Below are 15,628 nucleotides of genomic sequence, written 5' to 3'. Positions count from 1 at the left end.
GCAGCCGTCGCCGACGAAGCAGCAGCCGAAGCGTCGCTCGCAGCACCAGCAACTGCCGAAGCAGCCGTCGAAGCAGCAGCAGCTGCGTCGCTTGCAGCCGACGAAGCAGCTTGATCAGCGCTCTTGTTGCAAGCAGCCAGTGCAACAGCAGCCAACAGGGAAGCTACGAGGAGGGATTTCTTCATGATCACGTCCTTTTATGGTTAAAGGTAAGCAACAGCGCGAAACAATACCGGTAATGTGCTCCAACACCGACCTGGGCCGCTGGTGGAGACGCACTTCTAGAGCGTGAATCTTCCCTACGGCTTGGGCGGAAATTATATGCACTTTCCTATCGACCGTCGACAAATGCGGGGTCAATACGTTGTCTTTCCCATACAGAATTTGATCTGCACGGGCATACGGGACGACTCACTAAATCCGGTTTCCGACCCGTATCCAGCCCGCACAATACCACTCGTGCAGCAAGGCTGTCATTGAGGGAACCCGGGATAGTGTTACAAACCGTTTCGCCTCCATGTGGCGCAGATTGGCCAGTTCGGGCAGCCATTCGCTGGCTTGCTCGAGCGGTTCTTCCTCGCCATTAATGAAGTACGAGCGCGCGTTATACATCAATGCGGCCCTTCTGTCGAGATACACGCCTCGGCGTGACGCCTGCGTGACGAACGCGGCCTCGGACAGCGGGCGTGCCGGCGGCTCGAATACGACGTTCGATTTCGGCTCGCTCAGGTAGCAACCGAGGAATTCGGCGACGTCGCGCTTGCGCCAGCGGATCGCATCGACGATCTCGGCGACACGCTCGACCATCGCCGGCGGCAGTTGCGCAGGCGCGTCGACCGCCGGCTGTTTCGGGTCGCGATAGAGCGCGTCGCCGCGCTCGTCACGCAGGCCGCCGCGTTCCGCGAGGTAGTACAGGAATTGTGCGCCCAGTTCGCCGGCGGACGGGGCCCGAAAGCCGATCGAGCAGGTCATGCATTCGCCTTCGGCCACGCCGTCGTGCGCGATGTGCGGCGGCAGGTACAGCATGTCGCCCGGCTCCAGCAACCATTCGTCGCTCGGCTCGAAATGCTCGAGAATCTTCAGCGGCACGTCCGGCTGCAGCGACAGGTCCTTCTGCGCGCCGATGCGCCAGCGGCGGCGGCCCTCGACCTGCAGCAGGAACACGTCGTACGAGTCGAAGTGCGGGCCCACGCCGCCGCCGTCCGTCGCGTACGAAATCATCAGGTCGTCGAGGCGCGCGTCCGGGACGAAGCGGAAGCGGTCGAGCAGCGCGCGTGCCGCGTCGACGTGCAGGTCGAGCCCCTGGACGAGCAAGGACCAGGACTTGCGCGACACGGCGGGCAGCGCGCCCGGCTCGAACGGACCGTGCGCCAGTTGCCACTTGTTACGAAAATGGGTGATCAGTCGCGATTCGGCATCATAGTCGGCTGCCAGCTCGAACAGCGCGTCGCGCGTGACCGGCGGCTTCACGCCGGGGATCGCCTGGCGGATCAGCAGCGGCTTCTTCTGCCAGTAGCGGCGCATGAACTGCGCTGGCGAGAGACCGCCGAGCAGCGGCGTGGGAAGATCGGAGGGCGGCGCGCCGAGCGGGGTGGCAGCGGCATCCCGCGGTTCGGCTTGAGACCGGTTGCGCATCGTATAATGAGATTTGTATTTGGGAGAATTGGATGAAAATCGCAAAAAACACCGTCGTGTCGGTCACTTACAAGCTGTCGGATGCGCAAGGCAATCTGATCGAGGAAAGTGACGAGCCGATGGTCTATCTGCACGGCGGCTATGATGGCACGTTCCCCAAGATCGAGGAACAGCTCGACGGCCACGAGCCCGGTTACCAGGCGCAGATTCAGCTCGAGCCGCAGGACGCGTTCGGCGACTATGATCCCGAACTCGTGAAAATCGAGCCGCGCGACCGTTTTCCCGAGCCGCTCGAAGTGGGCATGCAGTTCGAAGGCACGCCGGAAGACGGCGACGAGGAAGTGGATTCGCTGATCTACACGGTCACCGACGTCGCCGAAGACAAGGTCGTGCTCGACGGCAACCACCCGCTCGCGGGCATGGCGCTGCGTTTCGCGCTCACGGTCAAGGACGTTCGCGAAGCGACCGAGGACGAGATCGAGCATGAGCACGCGCACGGCGCGGAAGGCCTCGAAATCGTCGACGAAGACGAGGACGAAGACGAGGACGGCGACACGCCGTCAGGGCGTACCCTGCACTGAACTGGCAGGCAGGCCCGGCGCCGGCCCTGAAGCAGGGGGCGGCGCGGGCCACGAGGCGCCGCCCGGCGTCGTGCCGTCGCCCTGCAGCGGCGGCGCGACCGACGACGAGTCGGGCAGTGCCGGCAAGGCCGGGATTTCGGGCATCTGCGGCAGCGGGACATCGTCACGCGGCACGGCCGGCAGCGTGGGCGGGATCGGCAGGTTCTTCGGGACGTCCTGCAAGCTGACATTGAAGATCGTCTGACGGGCCGGCGACACGCTGACCTTCACCCATTGATTCGCCGGATGACGCGGTCCGATCGCGACGCGCGTCACATTTCCCACCAGCACACCGTCGTCCGCATGCAGCGGGCGATCGATCAGGAAGCCGTTCGCAAGCGGCTCGCTGCTCGCGTGCATCACCAGGATCGGGCCGCGGAAAGTCGCTGCCGCCTTCACCAGCGTTCGTTTCAGCTCACGGAAGCCGTCGCGGACGCGCGGCCGGTTGAAGCGCAGCCATGCAAAGCGTTCGGCGCGCTCATAGCGATCGAATTGCGGATCGCCTTCGAAAATCACCACCATTGCGCGCGCTTCGCGCCGCTTCGCATATTCGGCCGCATGGTCGATCCAGAAGCCGTTCGCGATGATGCGGTCCTCGAATTCGCCGTTGCGGCCGCCGGCCGTCAGGTAATGGTTGTTCGGCGCCGGTGCGTTCAGCGCGACGTAGACGACGTCGTCGTGCATCCAGCGCGCGTTTTCGCGATAGGGCCGGAACCGCGCGACTTCGCTTTCGCGCGTGATCTGCAGCGCGCCGGGGTCGGGCAGCGCTGCGTCGGCAAGCAGCGTCTGGCGCAGGAAGTCCAGGCGTTCGACCGGGTCGTAGCCACCGCCGGCCGCCGTATTGCACGTCACCCAGTCGTCGTGGCCGGGAATGAACACGAGCGGCACGCGCGACGCGTCCAGGATCGCGCCGCGCTGCGTGTACAGCGAGTCGCGGCACGCTTCCTTCGCACCCTTGAGGTCGCCCGCATAGACGACGAAGGCCAGGTTGCGCTCGCGCGCGATCGACTCGAACAGCCGCTGAGCGGCCGGCTCGTCGGCCGGCACGTCGATCACGCCCGACACGACCGCGAACGAGTAGGGTGCGGCGGCACGCTTGGGCGGCGCCGCCAGCGCGCCGGCCTGCGTCAGCACGAGCACCGCCGCGACCAGCGCGGCGGCGGCGCGGGCCGGCCGGCCCGGCGGGACGCGTTTACGCGTGCCCGTCGGCATCGTGCGAGCGGAGGAGCGTGCGCAGCTCGTACAGCAGGTCGAGTGCTTCGCGCGGCTTGAGGTCGTCGGGATCGATGTCGCGCAGCTTTTCGAGCGCCGGATGCGGGATATCGGACGGCGCCGGCGCTTCCGCGCATTCGAATTCGTCGGCCGTGGCGGGCGGCGCGCTGAACAGGTCGAGCTGCGGCGTGTGCTGCGTGGCCGACTGCTGTTCGAGATACGCGAGATGCTTGCGAGCGGCGCGGATCACCGGCGCCGGCACGCCCGCGAGCTGCGCAACCTGCAGCCCGTAGCTCTGGTTCGCCGGGCCTTCGTTGACCGCGTGCAGGAACACGATGCCGTGGCCGTGCTCGACGGCCGACAGGTGGACGTTCGCAGCTTGCGGAAATTCGGCCGGCAATTGCGTCAGCTCGAAGTAGTGTGTCGCGAACAGCGTGTAGCAGCCGTTTTGCGCCAGCAGGTGGCGCGCAATGGCCCACGCAAGCGCGAGGCCGTCGAACGTCGACGTGCCGCGGCCGATTTCGTCCATCAGCACGAGGCTTTGCGGCGTCGCGTCGTTGAGGATCGCGGCGGCTTCGGTCATCTCGACCATGAAGGTCGAGCGGCCACCGGCGAGGTCGTCGGCCGCGCCGATCCGCGTGAAGATGCGGTCGATCGGGCCGAAGCAGGCCGACTTCGCGGGCACGTAGCTGCCGACGTATGCCATCAGCGCGATCAGCGCCGTCTGCCGCATGAACGTCGACTTGCCGCCCATGTTCGGGCCGGTGATCAGCAGCAGCTTGCGCTCGGCGCCGAACCGGCAGTCGTTCGCGATGAACTGCTCGACCTGCGCTTCGACGACCGGATGGCGACCCTGTTCGATCTCGATGCCGATTTCGTCAGTGAAGGCGGGGGCGACCCAGTCGAGCGTGCGGGCACGCTCGGCGAACGCGGCGAGCACGTCGAGCTCCGCGAGCGCCGACGCGACGCGCTGGCACTCGGGGATGAACGGCAGCAGCGCCTGCAGCACGCCGTCGTACAGCGCGCGCTCGCGGGCCAGCGCGCGCTCCTGCGCGGACAGCGCCTTGTCCTCGAAGGTCTTCAGTTCGGGCGTGATATAGCGCTCGGCGTTCTTCAGCGTCTGGCGGCGGCGATAGTCGTCGGGTACCTTGTCGGTCTGGCCGCGCGTGACCTCGATGTAGAAGCCGTGCACCTTGTTGTATTCGACGCGCAGGTTCGCGATGCCGGTGCGGGTGCGCTCGCGCGCCTCGAGATCGATCAGGAATTGGCCGCAGTTCTCGGAGATGTCGCGCAGCTCGTCGAGTTCCGCGTCGTAGCCGCGCGCGATCACGCCGCCGTCGCGCACCATCGCGGCCGGCTCGGGGGCGATCGCGCTCGTCAGCAGGTCGAGGCATTCGGCGGGCGGCGCGAGTGCCGCGTCGACGCGCATGAGCGCATCCGCGTTGGCGACGATCGCGCTGATGCGCTCGCGCAGTGCCGGCAGCGCGGCGAACGTATCGCGCAGGCTCGACAGGTCGCGCGGCCGCGCGGACAGCAGTGCGAGGCGCCCGGTGATCCGCTCGACGTCGGCGATCTGGCGCAGCGCGCTGCGCAGTGCGTCGAGGCTCGCGTTCGCGGGCGCATCGAGCAGCGCGCCGATCGCTTGCTGGCGCGACTGCGCGGCGACCGACGCGCGCGGCGGATGATGCAGCCAGTGACGCAGCAGGCGGCTGCCCATCGTCGTGCAGCAGGTGTCGAGCAGCGAGTACAGCGTCGGCGATTCGGTGCCGCGCAGCGTTTCGGTCAGCTCGAGGTTGCGGCGGGTCGCCGGATCGAGCCCGATGTATTCCGTTTCGTTCTCGACCTTCAGGCTGCGCACGTGACGCAGTTGCTGGCCCTGCGTGGCTGCCGCGTACAGTAGCAGCGCGCCCGCGGCGCCGCACGCGCTCGTCAGCGAATGCGCGCCGAAGCCGTCGAGGCCGGCGACGTCGAGCTGGTCGCACAGGCGCTGCGTGCCCGATGCGATGTCGAAGTGCCATGCCGGCACGCGCTTGATCGCGCCGGCGCCCGCGGGCACCGCGTCGGTCGTGCCGTCCGCCGTCAGGATCTCGGCCGGGCGGATGCGTTCGAGCGCGGCGCCGAGCTGGTCGGGTTCGATTTCGGCGAGCCGCAGCGCGCCGCTCGCGAGGTTCAGCCACGCGAGGCCGATGTTGACCGCGACGCCGCGCTTGTTGTGGCCCGTGCACATCGCGAGCAGGTAGACGTCGTTCTTGTCGGACAGCAGTGCGGCATCGGTCAGCGTGCCGGGCGTGACGACGCGCACGACCTTGCGCTCGACCGGCCCCTTCGACGTGGCGGGGTCGCCGATCTGCTCGCAGATCGCGACCGATTCGCCCATCTTCACGAGCTTCGCCAGATACTGTTCGACCGCGTGATGCGGGACGCCGGCCATCTTGATCGGCGTGCCGGCCGATGCGCCGCGCTGCGTGAGGGTCAGGTCGAGCAGGCGCGCGGCTTTCTCCGCGTCTTCGAAGAACAGCTCGTAGAAGTCGCCCATCCGGTAGAAGACGAGCGTGTCGGGGTGATCGGCCTTGATGCGCAGGTACTGCTGCATCATCGGAGTGTGGCCAGCAAAGGCCTCGGGCGACAGCGTGGTCATAGATCCGGCGTAAAGTTGTTGCTTGAGTTGCCCGAGTTTACCAGTGGCTTCGGTGCACAAGCGCGAAGTTCGCCGTTCGGCCAGTTGTCGGAGATCGCGATAGGCGGCGGTCAGCCCGATACGGCGATTTGATGTTGTTCCCGGGCAGGCATTGAAATGCCGGCTTCACCCGGCGCACGGACCTTCGTGCGCCGAGTCTCGCCAGCCAGTCAGGACGCGTGCGCCGACATCAGATCGAGCGCCACCGCCTGCGCGACTTCGATACCGTCGATGGCCGCCGAGTAGATGCCACCCGCATACCCGGCGCCTTCACCGGCCGGATACAGCCCTTCGACGTTCACGCTCTGGTAATCGTCCTTGCGTCGAATGCGGATCGGCGACGACGTGCGCGTCTCCACGCCGGTGAGCACCGCATCGTGCATCGCGAAGCCCGCGATCTTCTTGTCGATCTGCGGCAGCGCTTCACGAATGGCTTCGATCACGTAGTCGGGGAGCGCGGTGCTGAGATCGGTCGGGCGCACGCCCGGCTTGTATGACGGCACCACGGAGCCCAGCGACGTCGACGGCCGGCCGGCGATGAAATCCCCGACCAGCTGGCCCGGCGCGCTGTAATCGCCGCCGCCGAGTTCGAACGCGCGCTCTTCCCACTTGCGCTGGAACGCGATGCCCGCGAGCGGGCCGCCCGGATAGTCTTCCGGCGTGATGCCGACGACGATGCCCGCGTTCGCGTTGCGCTCGGCGCGGGAATACTGGCTCATGCCGTTGGTGACCACGCGGCCCGGCTCGGAGGTTGCCGCGACCACCGTGCCGCCCGGGCACATGCAGAAGCTGTAGACCGCGCGTCCGTTGCTGCAGTGATGGACCACCTTGTAGTCGGCCGCGCCGAGTTGCTTGTGGCCCGCAAACTTGCCGAAGCGGCTGCGATCGATCACCCCTTGCGGATGTTCGATCCGGAAACCCAGCGAGAACGGCTTCGCTTCGACGTAGACGCCGCGATCGTGCAGCATCTGGAACGTGTCGCGCGCGCTGTGGCCCACGGCCAGCACGACGTGGTCGCAGCGGAGCGTTTCGCCGTTCGACAGCTTCAGCGAGCGCACCTTGCCCTGATCGATGTCGATGTCCTCGACCCGGGTTTCGAAGCGCACTTCGCCGCCCAGTTCGTGGATGTTCGCGCGCATCTTTTCCACCATGCTGACGAGGCGGAACGTGCCAATGTGCGGCCGGCTCAGATACAGGATGTCTTCCGGTGCGCCGGCCTTGACGAATTCGTCGAGCACCTTGCGACCGTAGTGGTGCGGATCCTTGATCTGGCTGTACAGCTTGCCGTCGGAAAACGTCCCGGCGCCGCCTTCGCCGAACTGCACGTTGGACTCGGGATTGAGGACGCTCTTGCGCCACAGGCCGAAGGTGTCCTTGGTGCGCTCGCGCACGGCCTTGCCGCGTTCGAGGATGATGGGGCGGAAACCCATCTGCGCGAGGATCAGGCCCGCAAACAGGCCGCACGGCCCCATGCCGATGACGACCGGGCGCAGGAAGTCGCCGTGCTCGGGCGCCTTTGCGACGAAGTGGTACGCCATGTCGGGCGTGACGCCGCAATGCGGCGTGCCGGCGAGTCGTGCAAGCACGGCCGCTTCGTCCTTGACCTCGACATCGACGATATACGTGAGCTTGATGTCGGAGCGCTTGCGCGCATCGTGCGCACGGCGGAACACCGTATAACGGAGGAGGCCGTCTGCCGCCACGCCAAGTTCCTCGAGGCGCGCGCGAATCGCGGCTTCCAGGGCGCTCTCGGGGTGGTCGAGCGGGAGTTTAAGTTCGCTTAGCCGTAACATGAATATTCGGATACGGTCGCCACGAAGTCGTGGCGGTGTTGAGACGGGCGGGGGCCGGCGTGCAGGCCGCGTGCGCTGCCCGGGCATCCCGGAAGCCGATCATTCGCCATCGGAAAGCGCGGTACGCGCGGCGGCACACCCAGGCCGGACCACTCGGGCAATGTCGGGACGGACGCCTGAAGCAACCCCTGCGTAGAGAAGATTACCTTGCCTCCCGGACAACCGGAAGGCAACGCGCGCTCCATCGTGACGGTGCCGGCGAGTGGTTGATGCGAAAGCCGCGCCGCACGGGCGCGGCCCTGGCTTACTCCGCTGCCGGATGCAGGCGGCTGTAGCGGTTCAGGATCGGGATCATCTGCGCGTAGATCTTCGGGTTCGCCGCGACGATCTCATGGCGATGCAGGAAGTCTGCGTCGCCCGTGTAGTTGCCGACGAGGCCGCCGGCTTCGGTGATCAGCAGGCTGCCCGCCGCCATGTCCCACACGTTGATGCCTTGCTCGAAGAACGCGTCGAGACGGCCGGCCGCGACGTTCGCAAGGTCGAGTGCGGCCGCGCCCGGACGGCGCAGGCCCGTACAGGCCTGCGTCATTTCGGTGAACAGTCGCGCGTATGCGTCGAGGCCGTCCTTCTCGCGGAACGGGAAGCCCGTGCCGACCAGCGCGTCTGCCAGGCGGTCGCGGCGGCCCACGCGGATGCGGCGGTCGTTCAGGTACGCGCCGCGGCCGCGGGTGGCCGTGAACAGGTCGTTCTTGTTCGGATCGTAGACGACGGCCTGCGTGACGACGCCCTTGTGCTCGAGCGCGATCGACACGCAGTAGTACGGGAAGCCGTGGATGAAGTTGGTCGTGCCGTCGAGCGGATCGATGATCCACTTGAATTCGGATTCGTTCTCCGATTCGCCCGATTCTTCCGCGAGGATCGCATGGTCGGGGTAGGCGGTCTTCAGCGTCTCGATGATCGCCTCTTCGGCGGCCTTGTCCACTTCGGTGACGAAGTCGTTCTGCTGCTTCTTGCGGATCTCGATCAGGTCGAGGTCGAGGGAGGCACGGTTGATGATCTGTCCGGCGCGGCGCGCAGCCTTGACAGCAATGTTGAGCATGGGATGCATGAGCCTGGATCCTGTAGCCGGCGGCACGGGCCGCCACGAAGTGGAACACGCCGCCTGGAACGGCGCAAACGTGCCGGGCGGGATGAGACGCGAATTGACAAAGAGCGGGGTACGACCCGCGCCGCACGGGATGCGACGCGTAAACACATGATTTTACCCGATTTTCGAGCGTTTCAGGTGGCCCGAGTGCGGGGAAACCCCACTGGCCGTCCGGACGAGTGGGTTTGCCGGGGCGAAGGCGATACCATACTGCCATTCCGATGAACCGAGTCGTATGTAGTGGAAACTCCGCAGAACCCCGCCGCGCCGTCCGAACCGGGCGCGGCCATGTCCCGGCTGCCGTCCGGCGGCTTCACGTCCACCCGTTTCGTGCTCGTCGAGCCGAGCCACCCCGGCAACGTCGGCGCGGCCGCTCGCGCGCTGAAGACGATGGGTTTCTCCAGGCTCGTGCTGGTCGCGCCGCGCGTGCCGCACGTGCAGAGCGACCCCGAGGCGATCGCGATGGCGAGCGGCGCCGACGACGTCCTGGCGTCCGCGCATGTCGTGCCCACGCTCGGCGACGCGCTGTCCGGCGTCCACTGGTCGATCGCGCTGACCGCGCGCACGCGCGAATACGGGCCGCCGCGCCTTGCGCCGCGCGCGGCCGCCGAGCAGGCGTGCATGCAGGTCGGCACCGGCGACATCGCGCTCGTGTTCGGCAACGAGCGCACGGGCCTCGCGAACGAGCACGTCGAGCAGTGCAGCGTGCTCGCGCACATTCCGGCGAATCCGGCCTACAGCTCGCTGAACCTCGCGCAGGCCATACAGGTGCTCGCGTATGAGCTGCGCGTCGCGTTCCTGGAGCAGGGGGCCGAGCCGCACCAGGCGCAGGCCGAGGCCGGCACGCTTGCGCAGAGCGACGAGATCGAGCGGATGTACGCGCACCTCGAGAACGCGCTGATCGCGCTCGATTTCCTCGACCCGCGCAACCCGAAGAAGCTGATGCCGCGGTTGCGGCGCCTGTTCGCGCGCACCGGTCTCGAGCGCGAGGAAGTCAACATCCTGCGCGGCATCGCGAAGCACATCCTGCTGAAGTCCGGTACGCCTGACGGCGACGCGTAAGCGGCCGGACCGTCGGCTGCCGGGCGCTCAGGCGTTCGGTGCTGCTGCATATCCGCCTGCGCGGCCGCGTTGTATCGGCCGTCCGATGGCTGCGCCCCGGCACGCGCGAATCCACGCGGATCGTGCCGCCCGAGTCACAACAAGGGTCCCGCGCGAATACCCGCGCCGCCGGCGGGGTGAACGCGCGACGTTGTGCGGCCGGGCGCGAGTGGCCCTACAATCGCCGGACGTCATAAGCAAATTACCCGGCGCGATAACGGCCGGCCTTTTCCCCCCAGCCCAGACCAGATCATGTTCACAAGACTGCGCGAAGACGTTGCGACGATTCGCGAGCGGGATCCCGCCGCTCGCAGTGCCTGGGAAGTGCTGACCTGTTATCCGGGGCTGCACGCGCTCGTGCTGCATCGTTTCGCGCATGCGTGCTGGCGCGCGAAACGCTACTGGCTCGCACGTTTCGCGTCGCAGGCCGGGCGCTTCCTGACGGGGATCGAGATTCACCCGGGCGCGACGATCGGCCGGCGCGTGTTCATCGATCACGGGATGGGTGTCGTGATCGGCGAAACCGCGATCATCGGTGACGACTGCACGATCTATCAGGGCGTGACGCTCGGCGGCACGTCGCTCACGCGCGGCGCGAAGCGCCATCCGACGCTCGAGGCCGGCGTGATCGTCGGCGCGGGCGCGAAGGTGCTCGGCGGTTTCACGGTCGGTGCGGGCGCGAAGATCGGTTCGAACGCGGTCGTCGTGAAGCCGGTACCGGCAGGCGGCACCGCGGTCGGCAATCCGGCGCGCATCGTGATGCCGGCGCAACCGAAGCCGCAGCCCGAGCGCGCCGCGTTCTGCGCATACGGGATCACACCGAACGCGGACGACCCGATGTCACTCGCGATTCACGGGCTGATCGATCACGCGGCGAAGGAAAGCCGGCGCGTCGACGAGATCGTCGCGGCGCTCGAGCGACTCGGCACGCATCTGGAAACGTTGCAGGGCGCGGACGCGGCGCGCCTCGACCTGCGCAGGCTGTCGGCGGTGCTGGAAGGCAAGGCGGTCGAGCGCCAGTCGTAACGCGGCGCTGCCGCCAGCGCCGCCGATCGCGTCAGTCGAGCGGCATCGCGTGGATGCCTTCGGCGTCGACGCGCAGATAGCCACCGCGCCGCATGCCGTGGTCGAGATCCCAGTCGGGCAGTACCCAGCGAATCCCGCCTGGTTCGACGTGGCACGCGGGGCGATGCGTGTGGCCGTGAATGATCACGCTGGCGCGGCTCTTCCGGAACAGCGCGGCCACGCCTTCACGCGTGACGTCGTAGATCGCCGAAACCGGGCGCATCCGGCCCGCTTCGCTGTTCGAGCGCATCCGCTGCGCGAGCGCGCGGCGCCAGCGGAACGGCCAGGCGAGAAACAGTGCCTGCGCGACGCGATTGCGGGCAAACCGGCGAAATACCTGATAACCGCGATCGGCCGTGCATTGCGCGTCGCCGTGGGCGAGCACGATGCGCTGGCCGAACGCCATGATCAGCGCCGGGTCGGGCAGCAGCATCGCGCCGGCCGCCTTCATGAAGCGCCGGCCGAGCAGGAAATCGCGGTTGCCGTGCATCACGTAGAGTGCGATGCCGCGCTCGGAGAACGTATGCATCAGCGCGGCCATGCGTGCCGCGAACGGATCGTCGTCGAGCACGTCGTCGCCGATCCAGTATTCAAACAGGTCGCCGAGGATGAACACCGAGTCGGCGCTGTCGGCGGTGTATTTCACGAAATGCTCGAACGCGGCGACCGTCTTCGGAATCGCCTCGCTCAGGTGCAGATCGGAGAGAAACAGGAACGGGCGTGCGGCTTGCGCGTATTCGCGCTCGCCCGGCACGCCCGCGGAGACGCTTCGCGGCGGACTCTCCTGCAACATCGAAGTGCCTCCGTAACAACCGTGGGTCAGACCACCACGGCCTTTTCGATCACGACATCGTCGGTCGGGACGTCCTGGTGGAAGCCCGCGTTGCCCGTCTTGACGCCCTTGATCTTGTCGACCACGTCCTGGCCTTCGACGACCTTGCCGAACACTGCGTAGCCCCAGCCCTGCGGCGTCGGCGACGAGTGGTTCAGGAAGTCGTTGTCGTTCACGTTGATGAAGAACTGTGCGGTCGCCGAGTGCGGATCGTTCGTACGCGCCATCGCGATCGTGTAGTTGTCGTTCTTCAGGCCGTTGTTCGCTTCGTTGTCGATCGGCGCGTCGGTCGGCTTCTGCTTCAGGCCCGGTTCGAAGCCGCCGCCTTGAATCATGAAGCCGTTGATCACGCGATGGAACACCGTGCCGTCATAGTGGCCCTTCTTCACGTAGTTGAGGAAGTTCTCGACCGTCTTCGGTGCCTTCGCGGCGTCCAGCTCGAGCTTGATCACGCCGTGGTTCGTGTGCAGTTCAACCATGATGAATCCCTTCGGTAAGGCGGTTTAAATGGCACGCGGCCGGTCGTGCGACGCGGCCGCGTGTGGCGCCGGACGTGCCGGCAGGTGCTTATTTCGAGACGATGCTGGCCGATTCGATCAGGACCGGCTGGGCCGGCACGTCCTGCATCGGGCCGCGCGAGGTCGTCGCCACGCCTTCGATCTTCTTCACGACGTCGAGGCCCGACACGACCTTGCCGAACACCGCATAGCCGTTGCCGTCCGGGTTCGGGTAGTCGAGGCCGCTGTTGTCGACCGTGTTGATGAAGAACTGCGCGGTGGCCGAGTTCGGATCGCTGGTACGCGCCATCGCGATCGTGCCCGTCAGGTTCTTCAGACCATTGCGGCTTTCCAGCGGGATCGGCGCGCGGGTCGGCTTCTCCTCGAAGCTGCTCTTGTAGCCGCCGCCCTGGATCATGAAGCCCTTGATCACGCGATGGAAGATCGTGCCGTTGTACTGGCCGGCCTTCACGTAATCGAGGAAGTTGGCGACCGTTTTCGGCGCTTTCTCCGGGTAGAGCTCGACACGGATGTCGCCCTGCGAGGTCTTCAGCTGCACGACGGGGTGCGCGGTAGCCGATTGCGCGAAAGCAGGCGCGCTCGCGAGAAGGGCGGCGCCGCCAAGCGCCAGCAACAGACGTTTCATTGCGATCCTCAGGTTGGGAGGGAAGGAAGGTTGCGCCGCTTACTGCGACGGCGCGACGTACGGCGCCGCCAGCGCACCGGACGGACCGTTGAACTGGAACGTCGGCGACATCGGCAGCGTGGTGGTGCTCACGTTCGCGGCGGCGCGATCGGTGTACGCGCGCGTGGCCGGCGTGACGGTGCGCGCGTTCGGTGCCGCCTTCGGCGGCGACACGATCTTCTGCAGGTCGGCGAGGCGCTGCGCGGTCGCGCCGCTCGTGCGGCCGAGCGATTGCGCGCGCTTGTACGATTCGGCCGCGAGGCGCAGGTAGAGGTCGCCGAGGTTCTCGTACGCGAGCGAGTAGCTCGGGTTCGATTGCGTCGCGGTGACGAGCGCGCTGCGCGCTTCGTCGTAGCGGCCGTGCTTCGCGTAGAGCGCAGCGAGGTTGTTGTACGGTTCGGGCAGTTCGGGGTAGGCCTGCGTAATCGCGACGAACTGCTGGATCGCGTCGTCGTCGCGGTTCAGGCGGGCGAGCACGGTGCCGCGCTTGAACTGCGCCTGCACGTCGTGCGGATTCGCCGCGATGCGCGCGTCGAGTTGCGCGAGCGCCTGCTTCCACTGCTTGCCGGTGATCGACGCGTCGATTTCGGGCGTGCCGTCGGCGGTGGCCGGGGCCTTTTGCGCATGTGCCGAGGGGGCCGCGAAAAGCGTTAGCGCGACGCCCATGACGGCGGTCGCAACGAGGGTCGCAGCGCTCGGCGCGCGGCCGCGATGAGGTTTCATAGGCGTAAATCGGAATGTTATACTCCGAGCCATTCTAACAAAACGTCTGCGCGTTCCGGCGAGCGGCAGACAGTCTTTCTTTGCCTCTCGTGGCCGTCACCGCTGTGCTTGCAGCCTGACCGCCCCATGTGATATCGAGGACGCCCGGTGTCGTGCTGCGGCAGAGGGTCCGTCCGTTTCGCATGCAGGGCGAGCTTCGCCAGGGCGGTTTCCTTCGGCTCACGGTTCATCTCTATGGAATCACTGCGCATCTACAACACGCTCGCGCGTGACAAGCAAGTTTTCGTGCCGCGCCAGTCCGGCGAAGTGCGGATGTACGTATGCGGGATCACCGTCTACGACTATTGTCACGTGGGCCACGCGCGCATGCTGGTCGTGTTCGACCTCGTCCAGCGCTGGCTGCGTGCGATCGGCTATCGCGTCACGTACGTGCGCAACATCACCGACATCGAGGACAAGATCATCCGCCGCGCGGTCGAGAACGGCGAGACGATCAAGTCGCTGACCGACCGGTTCATCGGCGCGATGCACGAGGATGAAGCCGCGCTCGGCATCCAGCGGCCCGACATCGAGCCGCGCGCGACGCAGTTCATTCCGCAGATGCTCGGGATGATCGAGCAGCTCGAGGCGAACGGCTACGCGTACCAGGCGACCGACGGCGACGTCAATTATTCGGTGCGCAAGTTCGCGAACTACGGGAAGCTGTCGGGCAAGTCGCTCGACGACCTGCGCGCGGGCGAACGCGTCGCCGCGAACGACGCGAAGCAGGATCCGCTCGATTTCGTGTTGTGGAAGCGCGCGAAGGCGGAAGATCCGGAAGGCGCGTCGTGGGCATCGAAGTACGGGATGGGCCGGCCGGGCTGGCACATCGAATGCTCCGCGATGGGCTGCACGCTGCTCGGCGAGCATTTCGACATCCACGGCGGCGGGCAGGACCTGCAATTCCCGCACCACGAGAACGAGATCGCGCAAAGCGAAGGCGCGACCGGCCAGACGTTCGTCAATTACTGGATGCACAACGGCTTCGTGCAGGTCGACAACGAGAAGATGTCGAAATCGCTCGGCAACTTCTTCACGATCCGCGAGGTGCTCGAGCGGTACGACGCCGAGGTCATGCGCTTCTTCATCGTGCGCACGCACTACCGGTCGCCGCTCAATTACAGCGACGTGCATCTCGACGATGCGCGCGCGTCGCTCACGCGCCTGTACACGGCGCTGAAGGATGTCCAGCCCGACACGCTCGCGCTCGACTGGAACGAGCCGCATGCGCGGCGTTTCGCGGCCGCGATGAACGACGACATCAATACGCCGGTCGCCGTGGCGACGCTGTTCGAGCTGGCGGGCGAGGTCAATCGCACGGGCGATGCGTCGCTCGCGCGGCAACTGAAGCAACTGGCGGGCCTACTCGGCCTGCTCGGCCGCGAACCGCGCGCGTTCCTGCAGCAGGGCGCCGGTGCCGCCGCGCAGGCAGGCGGGCTCGCAGCCGACGAAATCGAAGCGAAGATCGCCGCGCGCGTCGCGGCGAAGCAAGCGAAGGACTATGCCGAAGCGGACCGGATTCGGGCGGAACTGCTCGACGCCGGCATCGCACTTGAAGACAAACCGGGCGGATCGACCGAATGGCGTCGCGTATGAGCGCGG

Annotated in this window: 14 protein-coding genes; 4 read left to right on the top strand and 10 right to left on the bottom strand. The window is 66.7% G+C overall.

What is annotated here, in order from left to right; all coding sequences use genetic code 11:
- Window positions 1-114: 114 nt before the first annotated feature.
- Window positions 115-360, bottom strand: a complete 246-nt coding sequence (locus DIE22_RS39350; protein ID WP_011657350.1) for a hypothetical protein — start codon at window positions 358-360, stop codon at window positions 115-117.
- Window positions 361-414: 54 nt separating this feature from the next.
- Window positions 415-1,635 (bottom strand): cupin domain-containing protein, encoded by a 1,221-nt coding sequence (locus DIE22_RS29400; RefSeq protein WP_124500772.1) that lies wholly within the window; start codon window positions 1,633-1,635, stop codon window positions 415-417.
- Between the two features lie 32 nt (window positions 1,636-1,667).
- Here DIE22_RS29400 and DIE22_RS29395 point away from each other — a divergent pair, with 32 nt between their 5' ends.
- Window positions 1,668-2,216, top strand: a complete 549-nt coding sequence (locus DIE22_RS29395; RefSeq protein WP_124500773.1) for a peptidylprolyl isomerase — start codon at window positions 1,668-1,670, stop codon at window positions 2,214-2,216.
- Here the strand turns inward: DIE22_RS29395 and DIE22_RS29390 are convergent.
- From DIE22_RS29390 to DIE22_RS29375, 4 genes are all read right to left on the bottom strand, one after another.
- Window positions 2,196-3,467: a hypothetical protein gene (locus DIE22_RS29390; protein WP_124500774.1), complete on the bottom strand. Its 1,272-nt coding sequence runs from the start codon at window positions 3,465-3,467 to the stop codon at window positions 2,196-2,198. The genes DIE22_RS29395 and DIE22_RS29390 overlap by 21 nt on opposite strands.
- Entirely contained in the window at window positions 3,448-6,105 is a 2,658-nt protein-coding gene (gene mutS, locus DIE22_RS29385) for a DNA mismatch repair protein MutS (RefSeq protein WP_124500775.1), read from the bottom strand. The genes DIE22_RS29390 and mutS overlap by 20 nt, the downstream gene beginning before the upstream one ends.
- Before the next feature lie 209 nt (window positions 6,106-6,314).
- The gene (locus DIE22_RS29380) at window positions 6,315-7,937 is read right to left on the bottom strand and encodes an NAD(P)/FAD-dependent oxidoreductase (RefSeq protein ID WP_124500776.1); all 1,623 of its coding nucleotides are present in this window, start codon (window positions 7,935-7,937) and stop codon (window positions 6,315-6,317) included.
- Between the two features lie 304 nt (window positions 7,938-8,241).
- On the bottom strand, window positions 8,242-9,045 hold the full coding sequence (locus DIE22_RS29375; RefSeq protein ID WP_124500777.1) for an inositol monophosphatase family protein: 804 nt from the start codon (window positions 9,043-9,045) through the stop codon (window positions 8,242-8,244).
- A 279-nt stretch (window positions 9,046-9,324) separates the two neighbouring features.
- Here DIE22_RS29375 and DIE22_RS29370 point away from each other — a divergent pair, with 279 nt between their 5' ends.
- Both DIE22_RS29370 and cysE read left to right on the top strand, forming a co-directional pair.
- On the top strand, window positions 9,325-10,146 hold the full coding sequence (locus DIE22_RS29370) for an RNA methyltransferase (protein ID WP_124606642.1): 822 nt from the start codon (window positions 9,325-9,327) through the stop codon (window positions 10,144-10,146).
- Window positions 10,147-10,437: 291 nt separating this feature from the next.
- A complete protein-coding gene (cysE, locus tag DIE22_RS29365) occupies window positions 10,438-11,211 on the top strand; it encodes a serine O-acetyltransferase (RefSeq protein ID WP_072437251.1) in 774 nt (257 codons plus the stop codon).
- A 31-nt stretch (window positions 11,212-11,242) separates the two neighbouring features.
- On the opposite strand, the gene DIE22_RS29360 is transcribed toward cysE, so the two are convergent.
- The 4 genes from DIE22_RS29360 to DIE22_RS29345 all read right to left on the bottom strand — a co-directional run bounded on the left by DIE22_RS29360 (window position 11,243) and on the right by DIE22_RS29345 (window position 13,987).
- Complete coding sequence (locus tag DIE22_RS29360; protein ID WP_124500779.1) at window positions 11,243-12,043, bottom strand: UDP-2,3-diacylglucosamine diphosphatase; 801 nt, start codon at window positions 12,041-12,043, stop codon at window positions 11,243-11,245.
- Window positions 12,044-12,069: 26 nt separating this feature from the next.
- Window positions 12,070-12,561, bottom strand: coding sequence for a peptidylprolyl isomerase (locus DIE22_RS29355; protein WP_006483987.1), 492 nt, complete (start codon window positions 12,559-12,561; stop codon window positions 12,070-12,072).
- 88 nt (window positions 12,562-12,649) lie between these two features.
- Window positions 12,650-13,225, bottom strand: coding sequence for a peptidylprolyl isomerase (locus DIE22_RS29350; RefSeq protein WP_124500780.1), 576 nt, complete (start codon window positions 13,223-13,225; stop codon window positions 12,650-12,652).
- A gap of 39 nt (window positions 13,226-13,264) precedes the next feature.
- Window positions 13,265-13,987, bottom strand: coding sequence for a tetratricopeptide repeat protein (locus DIE22_RS29345; protein ID WP_185640709.1), 723 nt, complete (start codon window positions 13,985-13,987; stop codon window positions 13,265-13,267).
- A 234-nt stretch (window positions 13,988-14,221) separates the two neighbouring features.
- Here DIE22_RS29345 and cysS point away from each other — a divergent pair, with 234 nt between their 5' ends.
- Window positions 14,222-15,622 carry a cysteine--tRNA ligase gene (cysS, locus tag DIE22_RS29335; protein ID WP_124500781.1) on the top strand — a complete coding sequence of 467 codons (1,401 nt, stop codon included), beginning with the start codon at window positions 14,222-14,224 and terminating at the stop codon, window positions 15,620-15,622.
- Window positions 15,623-15,628: the final 6 nt, after the last annotated feature.

The organism is Burkholderia sp. Bp9142, from assembly GCF_003853415.1.
Taxonomy (GTDB): Bacteria; Pseudomonadota; Gammaproteobacteria; order Burkholderiales; family Burkholderiaceae; genus Burkholderia.
This window is presented reverse-complemented; position numbering and strand designations above follow the sequence as displayed.

Coding starts and splice junctions, on each gene's coding strand:
- DIE22_RS29400 (WP_124500772.1), bottom strand. CDS start 1,635: ATGCGCAACCGGTCTCAAGCCGAACCGCGGGATGCCGCTGCCACCCCG.
- DIE22_RS29395 (WP_124500773.1), top strand. CDS start 1,668: ATGAAAATCGCAAAAAACACCGTCGTGTCGGTCACTTACAAGCTGTCG.
- DIE22_RS29390 (WP_124500774.1), bottom strand. CDS start 3,467: ATGCCGACGGGCACGCGTAAACGCGTCCCGCCGGGCCGGCCGGCCCGC.
- mutS (WP_124500775.1), bottom strand. CDS start 6,105: ATGACCACGCTGTCGCCCGAGGCCTTTGCTGGCCACACTCCGATGATG.
- DIE22_RS29380 (WP_124500776.1), bottom strand. CDS start 7,937: ATGTTACGGCTAAGCGAACTTAAACTCCCGCTCGACCACCCCGAGAGC.
- DIE22_RS29375 (WP_124500777.1), bottom strand. CDS start 9,045: ATGCATCCCATGCTCAACATTGCTGTCAAGGCTGCGCGCCGCGCCGGA.
- cysE (WP_072437251.1), top strand. CDS start 10,438: ATGTTCACAAGACTGCGCGAAGACGTTGCGACGATTCGCGAGCGGGAT.
- DIE22_RS29360 (WP_124500779.1), bottom strand. CDS start 12,043: ATGTTGCAGGAGAGTCCGCCGCGAAGCGTCTCCGCGGGCGTGCCGGGC.
- DIE22_RS29355 (WP_006483987.1), bottom strand. CDS start 12,561: ATGGTTGAACTGCACACGAACCACGGCGTGATCAAGCTCGAGCTGGAC.
- DIE22_RS29350 (WP_124500780.1), bottom strand. CDS start 13,225: ATGAAACGTCTGTTGCTGGCGCTTGGCGGCGCCGCCCTTCTCGCGAGC.
- DIE22_RS29345 (WP_185640709.1), bottom strand. CDS start 13,987: ATGAAACCTCATCGCGGCCGCGCGCCGAGCGCTGCGACCCTCGTTGCG.
- cysS (WP_124500781.1), top strand. CDS start 14,222: ATGGAATCACTGCGCATCTACAACACGCTCGCGCGTGACAAGCAAGTT.